The sequence below is a fragment of the Acinetobacter sp. 8I-beige genome (genome assembly GCF_902505955.1).
Lineage (GTDB): Bacteria > Pseudomonadota > Gammaproteobacteria > Pseudomonadales > Moraxellaceae > Acinetobacter > Acinetobacter johnsonii.
Genome location: NZ_LR732790.1, coordinates 1,595,755 through 1,612,988, shown reverse-complemented (window position 1 = coordinate 1,612,988; position 17,234 = coordinate 1,595,755). Strand labels below are relative to the sequence as shown.

21 protein-coding genes are annotated in these 17,234 nt (G+C 43.1%); all 21 read left to right on the top strand.

Annotated features, from left to right (window positions below; all coding sequences use genetic code 11):
- The first annotated feature begins 128 nt into the window (after positions 1 to 128).
- The 21 genes from GVX98_RS07635 to GVX98_RS07540 all read left to right on the top strand — a co-directional run bounded on the left by GVX98_RS07635 (position 129) and on the right by GVX98_RS07540 (position 17,232).
- Entirely contained in the window at positions 129 to 560 is a 432-nt protein-coding gene (locus GVX98_RS07635; protein ID WP_159127701.1) for a hypothetical protein, read from the top strand.
- Positions 561 to 614: 54 nt separating this feature from the next.
- Positions 615 to 1,583, top strand: coding sequence for a hypothetical protein (locus tag GVX98_RS07630; RefSeq protein WP_159127700.1), 969 nt, complete (start codon positions 615 to 617; stop codon positions 1,581 to 1,583).
- On the top strand, positions 1,583 to 1,966 hold the full coding sequence (locus GVX98_RS07625) for a hypothetical protein (RefSeq protein WP_159127699.1): 384 nt from the start codon (positions 1,583 to 1,585) through the stop codon (positions 1,964 to 1,966). The genes GVX98_RS07630 and GVX98_RS07625 overlap by 1 nt, the downstream gene beginning before the upstream one ends.
- A 3-nt stretch (positions 1,967 to 1,969) precedes the next feature.
- Entirely contained in the window at positions 1,970 to 3,046 is a 1,077-nt protein-coding gene (locus tag GVX98_RS07620) for a major capsid protein (RefSeq protein WP_062034622.1), read from the top strand.
- Between the two features lie 10 nt (positions 3,047 to 3,056).
- Positions 3,057 to 3,410: a hypothetical protein gene (locus tag GVX98_RS07615; RefSeq protein WP_159127698.1), complete on the top strand. Its 354-nt coding sequence runs from the start codon at positions 3,057 to 3,059 to the stop codon at positions 3,408 to 3,410.
- A gap of 8 nt (positions 3,411 to 3,418) precedes the next feature.
- Complete coding sequence (locus tag GVX98_RS07610) at positions 3,419 to 3,874, top strand: gp436 family protein (RefSeq protein ID WP_159127697.1); 456 nt, start codon at positions 3,419 to 3,421, stop codon at positions 3,872 to 3,874.
- An 8-nt stretch (positions 3,875 to 3,882) separates the two neighbouring features.
- Positions 3,883 to 4,434, top strand: coding sequence for a phage virion morphogenesis protein (locus GVX98_RS07605; protein ID WP_159127696.1), 552 nt, complete (start codon positions 3,883 to 3,885; stop codon positions 4,432 to 4,434).
- Positions 4,424 to 4,876 carry a hypothetical protein gene (locus GVX98_RS07600; RefSeq protein ID WP_159127695.1) on the top strand — a complete coding sequence of 151 codons (453 nt, stop codon included), beginning with the start codon at positions 4,424 to 4,426 and terminating at the stop codon, positions 4,874 to 4,876. The genes GVX98_RS07605 and GVX98_RS07600 overlap by 11 nt, the downstream gene beginning before the upstream one ends.
- An 8-nt stretch (positions 4,877 to 4,884) precedes the next feature.
- The gene (locus GVX98_RS07595) at positions 4,885 to 5,064 is read left to right on the top strand and encodes a hypothetical protein (protein WP_159127694.1); all 180 of its coding nucleotides are present in this window, start codon (positions 4,885 to 4,887) and stop codon (positions 5,062 to 5,064) included.
- Positions 5,057 to 5,800, top strand: a complete 744-nt coding sequence (locus GVX98_RS07590; protein WP_159127693.1) for a hypothetical protein — start codon at positions 5,057 to 5,059, stop codon at positions 5,798 to 5,800. The genes GVX98_RS07595 and GVX98_RS07590 overlap by 8 nt, the downstream gene beginning before the upstream one ends.
- Positions 5,801 to 5,930: 130 nt before the next feature.
- Entirely contained in the window at positions 5,931 to 6,089 is a 159-nt protein-coding gene (locus tag GVX98_RS16755; RefSeq protein ID WP_171264384.1) for a hypothetical protein, read from the top strand.
- Complete coding sequence (locus GVX98_RS07585) at positions 6,086 to 6,652, top strand: hypothetical protein (protein ID WP_159127692.1); 567 nt, start codon at positions 6,086 to 6,088, stop codon at positions 6,650 to 6,652. The genes GVX98_RS16755 and GVX98_RS07585 overlap by 4 nt, the downstream gene beginning before the upstream one ends.
- Before the next feature lie 65 nt (positions 6,653 to 6,717).
- Positions 6,718 to 7,002 carry a DUF2845 domain-containing protein gene (locus GVX98_RS07580; RefSeq protein ID WP_159127691.1) on the top strand — a complete coding sequence of 95 codons (285 nt, stop codon included), beginning with the start codon at positions 6,718 to 6,720 and terminating at the stop codon, positions 7,000 to 7,002.
- Between the two features lie 7 nt (positions 7,003 to 7,009).
- Positions 7,010 to 7,507, top strand: coding sequence for a Pmp3 family protein (locus GVX98_RS07575; protein WP_159127690.1), 498 nt, complete (start codon positions 7,010 to 7,012; stop codon positions 7,505 to 7,507).
- A gap of 26 nt (positions 7,508 to 7,533) precedes the next feature.
- Positions 7,534 to 7,809: a hypothetical protein gene (locus GVX98_RS07570; protein WP_159127689.1), complete on the top strand. Its 276-nt coding sequence runs from the start codon at positions 7,534 to 7,536 to the stop codon at positions 7,807 to 7,809.
- 64 nt (positions 7,810 to 7,873) lie between these two features.
- Entirely contained in the window at positions 7,874 to 11,200 is a 3,327-nt protein-coding gene (locus tag GVX98_RS07565) for a tape measure protein (protein WP_159127688.1), read from the top strand.
- The gene (locus GVX98_RS07560; RefSeq protein WP_159127687.1) at positions 11,200 to 11,613 is read left to right on the top strand and encodes a hypothetical protein; all 414 of its coding nucleotides are present in this window, start codon (positions 11,200 to 11,202) and stop codon (positions 11,611 to 11,613) included. The genes GVX98_RS07565 and GVX98_RS07560 overlap by 1 nt, the downstream gene beginning before the upstream one ends.
- Positions 11,603 to 15,214: a hypothetical protein gene (locus tag GVX98_RS07555; protein WP_159127686.1), complete on the top strand. Its 3,612-nt coding sequence runs from the start codon at positions 11,603 to 11,605 to the stop codon at positions 15,212 to 15,214. The genes GVX98_RS07560 and GVX98_RS07555 overlap by 11 nt, the downstream gene beginning before the upstream one ends.
- Positions 15,215 to 15,266: 52 nt before the next feature.
- Positions 15,267 to 16,544, top strand: coding sequence for a hypothetical protein (locus GVX98_RS07550; protein ID WP_159127685.1), 1,278 nt, complete (start codon positions 15,267 to 15,269; stop codon positions 16,542 to 16,544).
- The gene (locus tag GVX98_RS07545) at positions 16,541 to 16,843 is read left to right on the top strand and encodes a hypothetical protein (protein WP_323843775.1); all 303 of its coding nucleotides are present in this window, start codon (positions 16,541 to 16,543) and stop codon (positions 16,841 to 16,843) included. Before GVX98_RS07550 ends, GVX98_RS07545 begins: the two co-directional genes overlap by 4 nt.
- A complete protein-coding gene (locus GVX98_RS07540; RefSeq protein WP_159127684.1) occupies positions 16,840 to 17,232 on the top strand; it encodes a hypothetical protein in 393 nt (130 codons plus the stop codon). Before GVX98_RS07545 ends, GVX98_RS07540 begins: the two co-directional genes overlap by 4 nt.
- The last annotated feature ends 2 nt before the right edge of the window (positions 17,233 to 17,234 follow it).

Below are 17,234 nucleotides of genomic sequence, written 5' to 3'. Positions count from 1 at the left end.
GGTAGCCCCTCAAGAGTGAATAATCTTGTACGAGCCATGTGCTGCGTTTTATCTCGACCACCAAAGAAACCATGATTAAAAATTAACTGAAGCCGCCTAATGGGCGGTTTTTTATTGAGGAAAATAAAATGCGTGTAATAGGTATTGATGATTCAAACTCTGTCGTGGTTGAAGAAGGCGCGAAGCTACCTAAGTTCATCCGGACATTAAAAATTGAAACTGCAGAAGAAGAGCAACAGTTACGATTATTTTTAACAGGTGCCTTAAAAGTTGATAAAGACGGCTGCCATTCAATGGGGCGTGACTTTGGATCAAATGCTTTATGTCAAAGTTCAGATGTGTCAAATGGAAATGTGGCTTTAGGTGTTGAGTCTAATGGGAGTAACGCATCAGCGGATAGTAATACTTCAGAAGCTATCCTTAAGCAAGATTATTCACTTGAGGAGAAGCTGCGAATCATTGATACATTGGCATCAGCTCTTAAGAATGAAAGATCAGTATTTTATGACCACACTAAAGATACTGAAGAGAAGCTTTTAGCCTTAATCCACAGTATTTAAAACACAAACATTCAAGACCACCTTTGTAGGTGGTTTTTTTTATGGAGCATGAAAATGCCTGAACTTAATGAAGTGCAGGGCAAGTACCTATTCTCACTATCCGCCGTGGACATTGTTCCTCAGGTTGAAGGGGATAAGAAGCGAACCTTTAAAGGCACGGCTTATGGTGGTGGTCGTGTTGATGGTCATTGGTTTTGGGGTCGAAATGGTGTTGTTTTCGATCTTGAAGGAATTGAGATTCCAACCCCAACACCTTTACTAGAAGAGCACTTCAGTACCAGCCGTGTCGGTGTGGTGAAAGAAGTTGGTATCAATCAAAACATCACAGTGACTGGCGACTTTCTACGCAATGCGAAAGCACGTGAAGTAGTAGATGACGCAGATGATGGTTATCCGTTTCAGATGTCCATGTTCATTGATCCCGGATCTGTTGAGGAAGTGGGGCAAGGGGTGAATGTGGTTGTGAATGGACAGACATTCACAGGGCCAGTCGCAGTATTTCGAAACAACCGTATCCGTGAATTTACGATCTGCTCTACAGGTGCGGATCGAACAACGTCGGTAAATGCTTTCTCAGCAAAACCCGGCACAGCAAATCAACCTACAGAGGACACAGACGTGACCGAATTAGAAAAGGCGCAAGCCCGTATTCAAGAGCTTGAGACTAAAAACTCTGAGCTTGAAGCCCAAAACAAGCAGTTTGCTGCAGCAAAGCGTGAAGCAGAAATTACCGCTTTAGGTAAAGATCTGGGCAAAGAGTTTAGCGCGGAAGATATTACCGAGATGAAGGCATTAGATGACTCTGCATTTGCATTCTCAGCTAAACAACTTCGTCAATTCTCAGCAGGTACTCAGCCAGCAGCTGGCCAACAACAGCAACAAATTCCATCACACCTTAATCATTTGTTTAGTCACCAAGCTACAGGTGGTCAGGGTGGGCAAGGGCAAGGCGGTAATCAAGGTTCAGCACTTGATCAGGCATTTAACCAATTTGCTGCAGCTCAACAGGGAGCAAAAAATTAATGAGCACAATTACTCAAACAATCACCACAACACAACTTGTAGTTGGGGATGGTGTTCGCACAGAAAATGCAAAAGTAAAAACGGCCACAGCGTATAAGCGTGGTGATCTGCTCAAGATTGGAACAAATAACTTAGCGGATCACCCTACAGTCACTGAAGGATCGGTAGGTGATTGGAATGCGATTGCAAATACAGATATGACTGTAGAGCAAGCAACCTACCATGCAGCGAATGGTCTAGAAATGCCGATCTATGTGCAAGGTGCATTTGATATTGCTGTAGTGACTGTAAACGGTACCCCATTAACAGTTGGTCAGTACGATGCTGTGCGTGCACAGGCATTGGTCAACAAAATCGAACTTCGTAAACTATCAGGGAATTAATTCATGAGTCAGACATTTACATTTCAAAATGCACCTGTGGAATTGTTGGATGTACCACAGTTGGTACTTCTTACTGATACAACCCAGAAAGTTGATACATGGCTAATGGATCGCTTCTTCCCACAACGTGTTTCGTACACGAAACAAGAAGTGCCAGTTGGTGAATTAAATACAGCTACTCCATTAGCACCATTTGTGACCCCGACGGCTGCAGGTCGACAGATTAAAGTTGGGGAATCAGGCAAAGTGAACTTCGTTAAACCTGCATACTTAAAGCCAATGATGACGGTTATGCCGAGTGAAGTACAAAACACTGCTTTGATTAGTCAATTGCGAAAATTCGGTGTCATTGCAACTGGTTCAAATCGTTTAAGTGACGCTGATCTTCTTTTGATTGACCAAGCACAAAAGGCTGTATATCTGCGTCAGTCTATTGAAAACCGTAAATTGCTGATTGCGCGTGATGTTTTGCTTTATGGCAAGACAACTTTCGCTTCTGCAGACTTTCCAATGTATGAAGTAGATTACGAGCGCAACGCTGCTTGTAATTTCGCTCCATTAATCAAGTGGGGGCAAGCTGGTGCTACACCTGTCAAAGATATTCAATCTATGATTGATTTGTCTGTGGAGCATTCAGGCACATCACCAAGTATGGCTCTGACGACATCGAAGGTGTACAACACCTTGATTAAAGACCCAGAGTTTAAAGAAAAGTTTATTGCACCGTATGCTGGTATTAACGTACCACTCACACCAACATTTGATCAGATTGATAAACCTCAGTTCCGTGGCACTGTTGATAATATTGAATTCTGGACGTATGACGTTAAGCACAGCATTGGTGGTGGTCAATCAGAGCGATTCATTCCTGAAGACTTCTTTGGCTTAATCTCAGATGCAAATGGTTGGATTGCACATTGTGCATTGCAGAACGTAGAAGCATTTGGCCAAGCTTTAGAATTTTACCTAAGCCAATGGCAGGAAAAGAACCCATCTAGCATTCAAATGTTAGCTGAATCATCACCACTTGCAGTCCCTAACAATAAGAACGGTCTTGTTGGTGGTCGTGGGTTTGTATAAGGAAAATAGCATGCCAAAGTACATTGCAAAACAGTCCCTAGGTCACTACCGACCAGGGCAAGAAGTCAAAGGGCTTGAAGATAAACAACTTCAGGCCCTTTTAGCATCTGGAGCTATTGAAGAAGAAAAAGCTCCAGAACAACCTAAGGCCGATGGTACTGCTGCCCAGCTTGCAAGCCTTGCTGCAGAAGTGGCAGAGCTGAAAGCAAATGAGGTAATCCTTATTGAGGGTAAAGATAAAGCCGATGCAGAAGTGGCAGAGCTTCAAAAGAAATTAGAAGGCTTGGAAAAGGCTTTAGCCACAACTGAAGCTGCTTTAAAGAAAGCCACCACCGAAGCCAAGAAAGCTACAGCTGATAAGTAGGGTGATCCATGTACGCGACTGAAGCTGATTTAAAAACACGGTTTGGTGCGCAGGTAATTGATGATCTTAAGTTGGGGCGTGAAGGTGGGGCAGATCCTGTTGATGTTGTACAAGTCGCACTGCAGGATGCAGAGGAAGAAATTAACGGTTACATCGGTAGCCGTTATTCTTTGCCACTCGCAAGTGTACCTTCCAACTTAAAACGTATAGCGTGTGATATCGCACGTTATCGTCTTTACACTGAAGATCCTCTGGAGCATATCACCAAGCTTTATGACGATGCGATTGCTTTCTTAAAACGCGTCCAAGACAAGAAAGCGGATCTGCAAATCATCGATGAGCAGAGTAAAGAAATTATCGACGATGCACCTAAAAACAAACCATCTACAGCCCCAGTAGGCACGACTTATACAGGTGGTGTTTTTGGTGATGATGTCCTTGGAAAAATGCCGAGCATTAAGTGAGGTGATGCATGCCAGGCACATTAATTGAAATCCGTGCCGATGGTGACTCAGCGATCTCAAAAGCTCTAAGTTTGTATGCTGACGTTGAAGAGCGTCAGTCCAGACTTTATGAGCGCATGGGTGCAGCCTTGGTGGAGAATATCCGCGAACGCTGGTCACGCGGGGAGGGCTTATACGGCAAGTGGCCATTATCCGTAAGGGTGATGCGCCAAGGCGGTACCACGCTTCGTGACACATCGCGACTAATGAACTCTATCACCAACAACAACATCAGCAATGGTTTTGAGGCTGGTACAGACGTTGAGTATGGTGCGATCCATCACTTTGGCGGTGAAATCAAACATGAGGCACGTCAAAGCACGGTTTACTTCCGACAGAACCAAAAGACCGGTGTTGTCGGTAATCGTTTTGTTCGTCAAACACGATCTAACTTTGCTCAAGATGTGACCGTTGGTGCTTATACCGTGAAAATGCCTGCACGTGCTTGGTTGGGTTTAACTGTAGATGACGAGCAGGATTTATTAAACATTGTTGAGGATGTTGTGCTAGATGAGCGATGAAAATCTATATGCGGTACGAGATGAAATAGTAGCGCGCCTCGAGCAGTTCATGGATGAATGGGGTGTAAAGAAAATCTATACCCCTAAGAATCTCGGCATGACGACTGAGCTATCCCAAGTCACCCCCAACATCCAAGTTAATTTTCGCCGTACCAAAAGCGCAGGAGTGGTGAGTAAGGGTGATGCACTTAAGCTGAAAGTGGTCTGGGAAGTCACAGCGTGTTGTAAGCATGCCGCATCACAAGTGACAGATGGTTCTAAAGCATTTGATATGGCTGGTGATCTAACCATTAAGATCATCAAAAAACTGAGTGGCTGGGAACCTGAATCTAGTGCCGAGCCACTGATTTATATGAACACCGAAGAAGACATTTCTAAAAGCTGTGTCTACTCAACGGTGGTTCTAGAGTCCGAGCTATTCATTCAAACCGAACCTGATTAAGGAACCTTATGAAAATGCAATACAAAGCCTTAAAGCCGATTGGTCCATGGGTTAACGGTCAAATTGTGGGCGATTTACCACAAGCAAAAATTAAACAGCTTTTAGAGGATGGCGTGATTGAAGCAATCAAGCCTGAGGTAAAAGCAGAAGCTAAACCAAAAACAAAAGAGGTGCCTGCGAATGGCTAAGAAGTACATTTCATTGCGCGGTAAGTTCTCCCTTGCCCCGATTGTTGAAGGCGTTGTTGGTGCCATGCGTGAACTCGGCAACATTCCTGACTTTACGCTTGAAATCACAGCTGACAAGATCGAACATACCGAGTCAATGTCAGGTGATGATACGACCGATTTAGTGCTATACAACACCACTGCGGTTTCGTTCAGTGGCACACTTGAGCAAGTTGATGCAGATAACCTGGCATATATCCTGTCGGGTAAAAATGTAGCTGTAGCGACCAAAACCGTAGCTGACCATGATTTAGGTGCAGTCACCAAAGGTCAGAAGATTAAACTGGATGGTTTTAATCTAACTCTACCAACAGTGACTGATGGTGCATCAACACCAATTCCTATTGAATCAACGAAATATAAGCTAGATGCGGTTTATGGCACTATCGAGTTTCTTGATGATCTGCCAAAAGTTGTGATTGGTTATACGACTGGCGCCGTGACACATACTACGATCGCATCTGATTTCGGTGCTGAATATGCATTGTTCTTTGAAGGTATTGATAAGATCAGCAAAGACAAAGTGTTCTTAGCTTTGCACCGTACAATTAAATCGCCCGATTCGAGCTTTGGCCTAATTCATGAAGAATTTGGTTCATACGAAATCAGTGGTGATGCCTTAGGTGATCTGACCAAAGACAAAGATGGTGCGCTTGGCTTATACGGTTACTACACCCAAATCCCTAAAGCAGCATAAACACATACAGGCACTTAAATAGGATGCATTAGGCATCTTTTTTTGTGCCCATAAAAAGCAAAAGCCCAGCGACTGCAATCGTTGGGCTTTTTATTTCCACCCGCCAGATAAAAGCAAGGGAAAGAAACTTGTGGTTGAAATTATAGCAGTAGTTTTACAAAAAGTAGAGGTTGTAATGGAAAAACATGGTTATTGGAAAGTAACAGGTGCCATTTTGATGGGTATTTTTATCTGGCAACTCTCAAACATCATTAATGCATTTGTGGCACTAGCTAAGGTATTTCAATGAATGATTTTTTTATCGCTTCAAATCGACCTGTCAAAGTTGGTGAGCTATCGGTGCACCAGCTGCAGATGAATAACTTTGATGAGTGGTCGGGTGCAGCGCAGGTCATCAAAGACTTTTTGAATAATCATCCAGATGAAACTACACAAAAGATTTTTGATACTCATCCATTTGAATCGACTCAATTGATAGCCCATTGTATGCAACACAACATTGAACAGGTCATCGATCTATTTAAGAAAGAGGGCTCACTCAATGTCTTGTTATTGGATACTGTCATTAAAGTGAATGACACATTTTTTTCCGAGCCGAAACCTAAACACCGGGATGATGTAGATCCGCGTAAAAAGAGTAGTTGGTTTGATGTATTTCAGCTTCTCGTATCCAATGGCCACTCACATGAAAGCATCATGCAAATGAGCTACGGTTCATTCCGACACTATCTTAAAGCGGCTCAAAAAGCTGAGCGTATGAAGATGCGTAATTTAGCGATTGCAACTCGGGCGCAGAATGCTATCAATAAGAAGTTCAATGAATTCATTAAGAGCCTTGAGAAAGAACAGTAACTTTCACATTGTGCTGTGAATTTGATCACGCTATGATTTACCCAATTATAACGAGGGGTAAATTCATGAAAAAATTACTTGCTGGCTTGTTATTAGTCACATCATTTTCGGTCATGGCTGCTGAAACTCGCAGTTTCCGTGTAGGCGGTGATATTGTTCAAGTTGGCGATTCGGTTGGCTCATTAGTAATTAAAGCAGGAAAGCCTATTCATCAACAATCTTATACAGTTGATACTGGCAACAATACTACGATCTCAGTGACAGATTACATTTATGAAGTTGGAAACGAGATTTATACCGTAACCGTTCGTGAAGGTCGCGTATCTAAAATTACTTGGGAACGTCGTTGAGGGTTGGATGGCAAATAAATGTATTAGCTGTAATAACTGTGGTCATATAGGATGGTCGAAAAATCGTGGTAATTTTCTAATCACGTTAGTTTTAGCATTCTTCTTTTTCTTACCAGCTATTGTTTACGAGATCTGGCGCAGAACTGGGGTGGGTGTTTGTGAGAATTGTGGCAGTGATTTAGTTACACCATCTCGTGCTTGCGCAAGCAACAAACCCTCGGATTTAGGGGATCTATTAGTGCTAGGTGTATTGGGGGTTATTGGTGGAATTGTTGTAGTAGCTTTATATGCTTTAACAAACGCCGCTATTAATGCTTATAAAAATAAGGACGCACCACCACCCCAACTAACACAGCAAGATTACGAGTCGAGCTGTATGTTGCATGGCATTAAATATTACCAATCAATTAAACAGCACCCTATTACAAGTAGTGGTGAGTTGGTTTTGGATAAAGTTCAAGCAGTTTGCAAAGGCTCCAAAGATGGAAACTATAAAGCACCCTAGGGTGCTTTTTTATCGAGGTAAAATTAATGAATAATCCTAAAATTGATGTGAATGCTATCGAGAGTTATACGCCTGAGGCATACCCGAAGCTATTTAAGCAGGTTGGTACACAAGGTCTAATTGAAATACAAAAACACGATCAAGATTCAGCAGAGCTTGTTTCGAAACTCCCTGAGTGTGATTTAGTTGAGTATGTTGGACATTCAAGCACGAAAAGTAACTATCCAGACCAAATTGCCTCATTCGTTGATTGTAAAAATGGCAAGCGATTTTATGTTGTGAATCGAATAGTTCAAAAATGATTTAAATAAGCACTTCAAACCCACCGATTGGTGGGTTTTTTAATGCCTGAAATTTGAGGTCGCCATGTCTGGTAAAAATTTAACTTTCAAATTAATCATGGATGGCGATAGTAAAGGCCTTGTTGCTGCAGCTAAACAATCCAAAGATGTTAGTAAAAAACTATTTGAAACCATTGGAAGTGAAGCTGAAAGATTAAAGCAAACAAGTGCTGAAACCGCAAAAGAGATTGGTAAAATCATACCAACAGACTTGCCAAAAAAAGCTGAACAAGTAAAAGGTGAGTTGGGCGAACTTGGTAGCGAACTACAGGATGTAGCAAATACTGCCAAAAATACTGGTGCAGAAATTGGAAACATCATTCCAAAAAATGCCAGCGAACGCGCAGCAACTTTAATTAAATCGCTTAATGAAACAACCGAGATTATTAAGAGCACAGGTACAAGTGTTGTAGGTACTTCAGATAGTTTTGAGAAGTTTGGAGTCGACTCCGTACGATCATTAAATCTTCTTAAAGCAAACTTAGCTACTGCAAAAACTAAACTTGAAGAATTTTCAAAGACCAAAGCCACGCCCGAAGATATTCGAATTGCTCAGCAACAGATCGACTCGTTAGAAAGAGAGGTCAAGCAAGCTGATCAGGCATTTAGCGCATTCAAATCAGAACTAAGTCTCATTACCCCTGAATTAAGCAAGCTGGATGCTGAATTAGGTAAAGCAAATGCGGAACTCCAAAAAAATGAGGCACTAGTAAGGCAAGTTAGTGGGGAGATTCAAGGCTTAAAAACTGGTTATACAGCATTAACCAGTGCAATGGCTACACTTGGAATTGGCATGTCCTTAATGGATATTGGCCGAACTGCTGATGAATTTAAGGTTTTAGAAGCAAGGATTGATCTTGCAACCTCTAAAAGTGGGAACTTCGCAGAAGCTTTTGAGGGTGTAAAAAATATTGCAATTGAAACTCGCTCAAATCTTACTGCTACTGCAGAGTTATTTACGCGGGTTAAAAGTGCAACCGATCAGCTGGGTTATTCGCAGGAGCGAGCTTTAGGAATAACTGATTTAGTTAATAAATCACTGATTGTTGGTGGTGGTCTTGCAGCATCAAATGAGGCTGCTATTTATCAATTTAACCAAGCCTTGCAGTCAGGAGTTCTTCGTGGCGAAGAATTCAATAGTGTGATGGAGCAAGCTCCACGCTTAGCAAGAGCCCTTGCAGATGGCTTGGGCGTAAATATTGGTAAGTTACGTGCAATGGCGGGTGAAGGAAAGCTTACATCCGAAGTGATTGTTAAGGCACTTGAAAGTCAATCCAAAGCCTTAAATGCTGAATTTGGGAAAATGCCTGTCACAATAGGTCAGTCAATAGAGAATCTTAAGACTGCTTGGACCTTGTATATAGGTGAGGCGGATTCTGCAACTGGTGCAAGTGAAAGAGTTGCTAATGCTATTAAGTTTGTATCAGAAAACCTCGATCAAATTGTATCAACTCTTATTTTGGCAGGTCAGGCATTTATTGCTTATAAAGCATTAAACATTGCCAACGTATTTCTTGATAAGGCTGCAGGAGTAAAAGCAGCACAAGTTGCGATAACTCAAGAAACAGCGTCTGTGGTTGCTAACACACAAGCTCAACTTGCAAATGCTGCTGCTACACGCTCAGCAGCTGCCGCTAAAACCCAATTAGCTACAAATACAACCGTTGCTGCTACAACTGCAACTACTGCCAGCGGATCTGTGATGACCTTAATTAGTCGTTTAGGTGCGCTAGGTGTTGCTGTAACAGCTGTAGGGGTGTTAATTCCAACAGTATTTATGCCTGTTGGCACAGCCATTGGTGAGGGGGTTGCCAAAGGGGTTGAAAGGGCAACTATTGCTTTTGATAACCTAGAGAAGTCTGCAAATGGTGTAAAACTCAAATACACAGATACTATTTCAGCATCCGAAAAACTTGAGTTTCAACTAGCGAATGAAGAGGCACAGACAAAAGCTGTGGCGGAGGTAAAAAAATCCTTTGCTGATGCCGCAGACAAAGCACGCGATAAAACATACCAGCTCACCGAAGAGTCTAAAAAGTTAGTCAAGGAGTTCGATGAGCTAATCAAGAAAGGAGCACCAACCAAAGAGGCCCTTGATAAAATTTCTGGTGCTATGAAATTTGATTCAACCAAGGGAATCAATGATGCTGTCACAAGTCTTAATCTTCTTCGCGAACAGGGAAAAATTACATCTGAGGAGATGCAAGCAAGGCTGGTTGCTGCACTAGATGGTAAGGACCTTTTAGTTTTTCAAACCAATGCTAAAGCTGCCTTTGCTGGAACTGCACAAGAAGCCGCTAAATCTGCCGCAGTCACAGAAGCGGTAATGAAAGCTGCATTGGGGCGAACAGGTTTAGAAACCCAGCAACTTAAAGGTGCATTTTCAAGTACATTCCAGTCTGCTAATAACGACATCCAAGTCATTATTGGCAATCTTGAAGCCTACAAAGCCCAAGGGATTGATACTGGTTTAGCTTTAAGTGCAAATCTCAATAAGGCTATTGACTCAGCCCAAACCAGAGCTGAAATTGATTACGCTAAAAGTGCGCTGATTGAGTTCGGTAAGCAGGGATTGATTGCAGGGGAACAGGTTGCTCTAGGTTTAAGTAAGATCGAACAAAAAGCGGCACAGTTACCTGAGATCCTAAACCCAGCACAAGCTGCTTTTAATGCCATGGGTGTTAAAACTCAAGAACAGTTAGATTCAGCAGCACAATCAGCACAGGCTAATTTTGATGTGATTAGCAAAAGTGGTCAGGCAACTGCTGATGGTATTCAGCAAGCGTACAAGCTGATGCTGGATTCAACCATTGCAACTGGTGATAAGGCCAAAATTGCTGTTGCTCAGGCAAAAGCAGCAAGTCTTGGTCTACAAGTCCAACTGGATGCTACTGGCAAAGCCACAGTTACTAAACTGGGTGAGATCCAGCAGGCTGCAATCGAGACTCAGCGCACTGTAAGTCAAGTTAGCCAATCTACGGCACGGGAAGAACCTGAGATCAGTGCTGAGCAGCAGGCTACCAATGACCATTGGGATGATTTCAAGGCCAAGATGAAAGCACGTACCGATGAGCTGAATGCCAAATCACAAGCACGTGGTACAGGTGGTGCTAATGCTTCATTACTGTCGAATAGTAGTGATTCAACTCAGCAAATCTCTGCCGTGCCTGATGCGCCACTTATTGCGACTTCATTCGATATACAGGGAATTGAAAACATGCAACCGACTGAAAAGAAAGTGCTTGAATTGCAATCTGGTGGTAAAGCAGCAGAGCTACAAGGTACGCCTGAAGCCGTAGATAGTGTTGAAGAGATGCTTCGTGAATTTGAAATGCTTAAACGGAGTATGTAATGAAGTTAATTCGTAAAACTACAGGAGAAACCATCCAACTAGAGGATGGTTTTTTTTGGTCTGATGAAAACTGGTCTGTCGTTGAACAGAACCAGGAGTATGCCATTAGTGGTGCCTTGATTATCCAAGAGGGGCGTAAGCAAGCAGGTCGACCAATCACCTTACAGCCAGCCAATAAAACTAAAGGTTGGATCAAGCTGAGCGACCTGAATACGCTTCGTTTATGGCAGAACCTGCAGGAGCAATTCACGCTTCAGTTTGAATGGCCACATGACCAGCGTGTATTCAATGTGATTTTGAATCATAAAGACGGTGCGCTGGAAAGCTCTACAGTTAAAGGCACTCCAGCAACATCACTTGATACTTATTTTAACGTTACCATGCGATTCATTGAGGTAAGCGATGCCAATTGAAACCAAAAATTTAAAGCTCCTTGAGTCAGAACGCATCCGTACAGATGCTGATGATGGTGGGGGTAAATACTCTGGCCGTGAAATTATCGACGGCCAAAGTAATAACCTGTTCAATGATATTTCTGAGATGGATCGCACCACAGGTCGTACTTCGATCCAAAAGATCTATGCTGCAGTGGATACAGCCGATACCGATGCATTGATGGGGGCGACGGTATTCATCTCGCAGAATGCCCAAGACCCCAATGTTTCCGCCGTGTTATTCAGTACAGATAGCTGGACGGATGAGCGTAAAGAAGCGCAGAATCGCATTGAAAACTATAATGCCAAAGGTGCTCAGATTGCTGGTACACCGTTGGACACGCATTGGAAAGGCATGAAGTCTCTACAAGTGGCCATGTTTCCTCAGGAAGCGGAAAGCGCTATTGGCACATCAATTGCGTTGATCTCGAATGAGGGCAAAACTTTAGAAATTGAGCAATACCTACGGATCACTGAGGTGTCGACCCGCACGGCTTATGTGATGGTCGACGGCAAACAGGTGGAATATAAGATTGCGACTTATGGTCTGAGTGATGCATTAAAAGCTGATTTTGTGGGGCTATCTGCGAAGCAATGGTATAGCGGGGAAAAAAGTACCACTATCATCCGTGACACCATTGTGGCGGATACAGGGAAGTATTACTCCAGTGCTAATCTTAAAGAAGCTGCACAAGTCGGTGATTACTCTGTGGTTGCAGAGGATGTCTATACGCAGTTGGTTCCTTCAGCGCAGACTGAAACCCCCATGGTAAATATCAATGCTGCAGGTGATTCTGTGGCCTTGGTGAAAGCCAAGAATGGTTTACTGAGCAAGACTTTCAGTAATGTCATCATTAATACTGTGTCGAGCCTGTATCTCGGCTCATCCGTCATGCCGAAATCGGTAGAGTTCACATTATTTGGCTCCGCGATCACCGATGTCGGCGGTGAACTTAAAAATGCCGCCGGTACATCCATTGGTACCATCAACTATCAAAATGGTTCTATTGTGTGGAACGCAAGCGCAGGGACAGGTACTACAAACTTAACGATTAACTTTATGCCCGCAGCTGCAGTAACAGCACCTGTTGAATCCGATCTTATCTATGTCAATCAAGAGAACATCGGTTTTAACTGGATCCGTAATTTGGTCCCGTTGCCATCACCAGGCAGTTTGCAAGTGTCGTACTTGGTACAGAATCAGGTCTACACGCTTCGAGACAATGGTGCAGGGCAGTTGCGCGGTGGGGATTCGTCATTTGGCTCAGGCAGTATTGATTACGATACCGGTACCATGTCATTAACGACAGGTGAGCTCGCCGATGTCGGCAGTGCAATCCTGATAACGTGGAGCAATATGATCACGGCTCAGGAGCGTTCAGGATTAACCATCAATAAAGCCTATGTCGAGATCCCTGTAAATGATTCGATTGTGGCAGGAAGCTTAACGGTCGGCTGGCTTTTGAATGGTGTAGCCAAGTCAGCAACCGATAATGGTCAGGGACAATTCACAGGGGATGCCACAGGGACCATTGATTATGCGGATGGTGTGGCCAAGTTGATGCCAACCTTGTTACCCAATGGTGGTACCACGTTCAATGTATCAGGCCAGAAAGGATCCAAGTCAGCAGTTCAGGTGACTGCGGTACCGACTAACGGGACAATCTCAATTGAATTGGACAATGGCTCTGCTGCACTCATTCCCAAGTCTGTGAAAGTACGTGTACCCGTCAAGTATATGAGCCACACGGGTGAGGTTGAACTGCGCGATATGCCGATTGATGCCACAACAGGGCGTTTAATCAATGGTGAGGGGCAACAACAAGGCACCATTAACTATTCATCTCGTACGATGAGTATCACTCCGAGCACTACACTTGAAGCGATTGAGCGCGAGAAGATCATGCGTCCTTACTACGGCACGCACAATACTTCGCAGGAGGCAATTGAAGCTGGTCTTTTGGGTATGACGATCAAATATCAAAACACCAGCGAAACGCACACTTTAAACTTGAATGAAGTAGCGACTGCTGTGACAGTGAGTGTCTCATATCGCGATAGTTCAGCGGCTCAATCATGGTCGGATACTGTCATTGGGTCTACCCTAAAAACGGATTTAACCGAAGGCTTTGCTGAGCAGATTCTTGCAGGTTCGGTTCGCTTTACCTTAGCCAGCTCAACCTATGTCGATAAACTTGGATCACTGTATCGTAACCCATCGGTGACCACGGGTGCGGGAACGGTAGCTGGCCAGATCCATTATGGAAATGGCGTGGTCGAGTTATCCACTTGGGATGTAGGTGGTGCGAATAATCCGACCATAGAGACCTTAGTAACTCAGCTTGAAAGTGTAAAAACCAACCAAGTGGCATACCGTGCACCAATGATCCCGATCCGGGCGCAGTCCTTAACCTTGTCAGCAACAAAGGTGGAAGGTGGTGTTTTGAATATTATACCAGCGGGATCTGGTGTGATTGATACAGCGGAGTGCGATGGTTTTTTTAACTACGATCAGGGTTATGGTCAGTTTGTTTTTCGCGAAAAGATTGAAGTGACTTCTGCAAACCGTGCTGAAATTATGGCGCAGGATTGGTATGTGGCAGAGCTTGAATATACCAGGGATGGCAAGCAGTGGATTCACAAGCCCATTATGGTCCTGCCTGAAACCATCAAATACAGTGCAGTGGGTTATAGCTATATCCCAATTGATGCTGAGTTATTGGGTTTATCTGCAGTACGTTTGCCGATTGATGGTCGGGTACCGATTTTCCGTTCGGGTGAAATTGGGATTGTGAGTGCGAGTAAGTCGCAGGAATTACCTGATTTTATTGCTGGTCAAACCTACCCATTGAATGATGCACGGATCTCCTGGTGTGAACTTGAAGATGCCGATGGTATTAAAATTCCATTTGATATGTATGTGGTTGATTATGACTACAGCAAAGTGACTTTAAACGGTGATTTTGCTTTAGGTAATCTGACTGGACCACTTACTGCTAAGTATCGCTATCAGGATATGGGCTTGGTCCGTGATGTCAAAATTAATGGCCAAGTGACTTTCACAAAACCACTGACCCACAACTATGATCCAGTAAATACGATTGTGGGCTCGGTGTTGGTGATTGGAGACATGCAGTCTCGCTACACACGTAAGTTTGTACAGTCGACATGGGATAACTTGTGGAAGGATGAGGCGGTTGGTGCTGCCATATCAGCCAACTACAACGACACACTTTATCCGATTGAGGTTACAAATCAGGGCAATATTCAAGAGCGTTGGGCAATTGTATTCACAGGAAACTCTGCATTCCGAGTTATCGGTGAATATTCTGGCCAGATTGAAACTGGTGTAACAACAGAAGATTGCTCACCAATCAACCCAGTCACAAACGCACCTTACTTCATCATCAAAAAAGAAGGTTGGGGTAGTGGTTGGGCGAGCGGAAATACGTTGCGTTTTAATACGATCGCAACCAATCACCCAATCTGGGTGATTCGTACGGTGAAGCAGTCTGAGCCAACAGTGCTGTCTGATTCTTTCCAGATTATGCTACGCGGTGATATAGACCGAGTTACTTAGTTCTTAATTTCAATAAGACCGCTTTTGCGGTCTTTTTTATGGACCTTCGCTTATGGCAACAGATGTAGATGTTCAGTATTTTAGCCATTTGAATGGCTTGGTTCTTGATAACAACTGGGGTGATATGATCCGTCTTTTGGATGCATGTCTGGTAAATGGGGTTGAACTGCCTAGTGTGACATCAGCTTCAATTGATGAGCAGGGTGATGTGCATCTAACCTTATTTTCCCCTCATAAGGCCATGCTATTACAAGTTGTTGAGCTTGCAGGTTTTGAGCCAGTCTCCCTTAATCAAAAGTATCGAATCAAAGGAATACCAAGTCCTACACAATTAATTCTAAAACCTCAAAACACGATTGTTGAAACCGCGGTTACGACAAAAGGTGTAAGCAAATTAGCATCATTAGGTTATGACATGGTTTTCAGAGATGCAAATGATGTTAAGCGAGTTTATCGTGCTAAAAATCCTACAGCTCGGCACCCTTATATTCGTGTTGATGAAAGCTTAACAAGTCTTGATGGGGTGAGTGGAGTTTATAGTTCAGCATATGCAAAATCCGCCATGGTGGGGTTGCTTGAGCATATGGATCATATTGATGACTTCAGGAACCCAGAAGTTCTTCAGTTACCCATGGATACTGCCAACCTTACAAAGAACTGGGAAATCAATGGAACAAGCGGTGATGTAATCCGAGGTTGGTCACGATGGCATTACGCCAATAATGGTAACTATGTTATGGGTGGCGATGGTGAGTCTTTAATTCCACATAATGGGGCTAGAAACTTTACTCTAATCGGTGATCAGGATTGTTTTTACTTAGATCGATCCATGACAGCTGGTAGTGTTGATAAAATTTTATGTGGCTGTGGGCTGTTCAATTCAGCATTACCCGATGATGTTGTGCCACCATGGTTTTTAGCAGCTTATACCCGAATAAATACTGCAAATAATGGACTCTATTATGCCAATCAAGCCCGTGATACTGGTACACACCCATTTATGTTTGGAGCCAATGAAGCAAGTGTACAGCTACCTAAATTTGATGCACTCAGGAGAATATCAAATAGTCAGTGGGCTATTCCGTTGATGCCATCCTATGCTTCTGGTGGGGCAGATTATTATAAGAATAATGTTGCAGCCTTAGAAATACCTCTTGTTGATAGTGATACATATTTGAGAGGAACCTTTAAGCATATTGCATATTCTGGAAAAGCACTCGGGAGTGTAAATACATCACCGTTTATATCTGAAAATTCGATGTATGTTTATGATTCTTTATCTATTTTTAGATCTGTTGGTGGAATTTGCTTTTACCTAGGAGAGCTATGATGAAGCCATGTGGAAGAAAGGTATTCAATAGCGGGAATTTATTGCAAGGTGCCTTAATTGGAATGAATTCGGTTGCTTCTATTCGCGGTTCAACTAAAAAACTAGGAAAGAAATATAAAAATGCACTGGTGGTTTTGTTCAGCAAAGCAAATCTAAGCCCACTTGCTGTAAGAAAGCCAGATGCAAATTGTGAATATCAATTCGCAGGTCTTACTACTGACTTAAAAACTTTTATTGTGGCCTTTGATCAAAATCAGCACTACAACGCAGTCATTCAAGATAATGTGGTGCCAAAATGATTACACCATCGCTCAAAGCTGGGCTTGCACAACTGCGAGCATTGGCTGATTTTATTGACCTGGGAAGCGGAAATGCTTCCTTTGTTTATTATGAGTCTGCAAAACCTGAAAGCACATTAGTTCCGGCAGACGATACGACCAAACTGGCAACACTAACATTGCCAAAACCTTGTTTTAATCGACTAAACGAAGACAGCATTGAACTCAAACCAACCAACGACGCACTTGCGCTTAAATCTGGAACAGTTGTTTGGGCAAGATTATTTAATGCCAGTGGTGAGGTTGTCGCTGATTTTGAAATGGGTGTAGATATTATTTTGAATAGCTATGAGATCGTAATGGGTGCCACACAACGGCTTGATTCTATAATTTTAAAACCAGTGATTTAGGT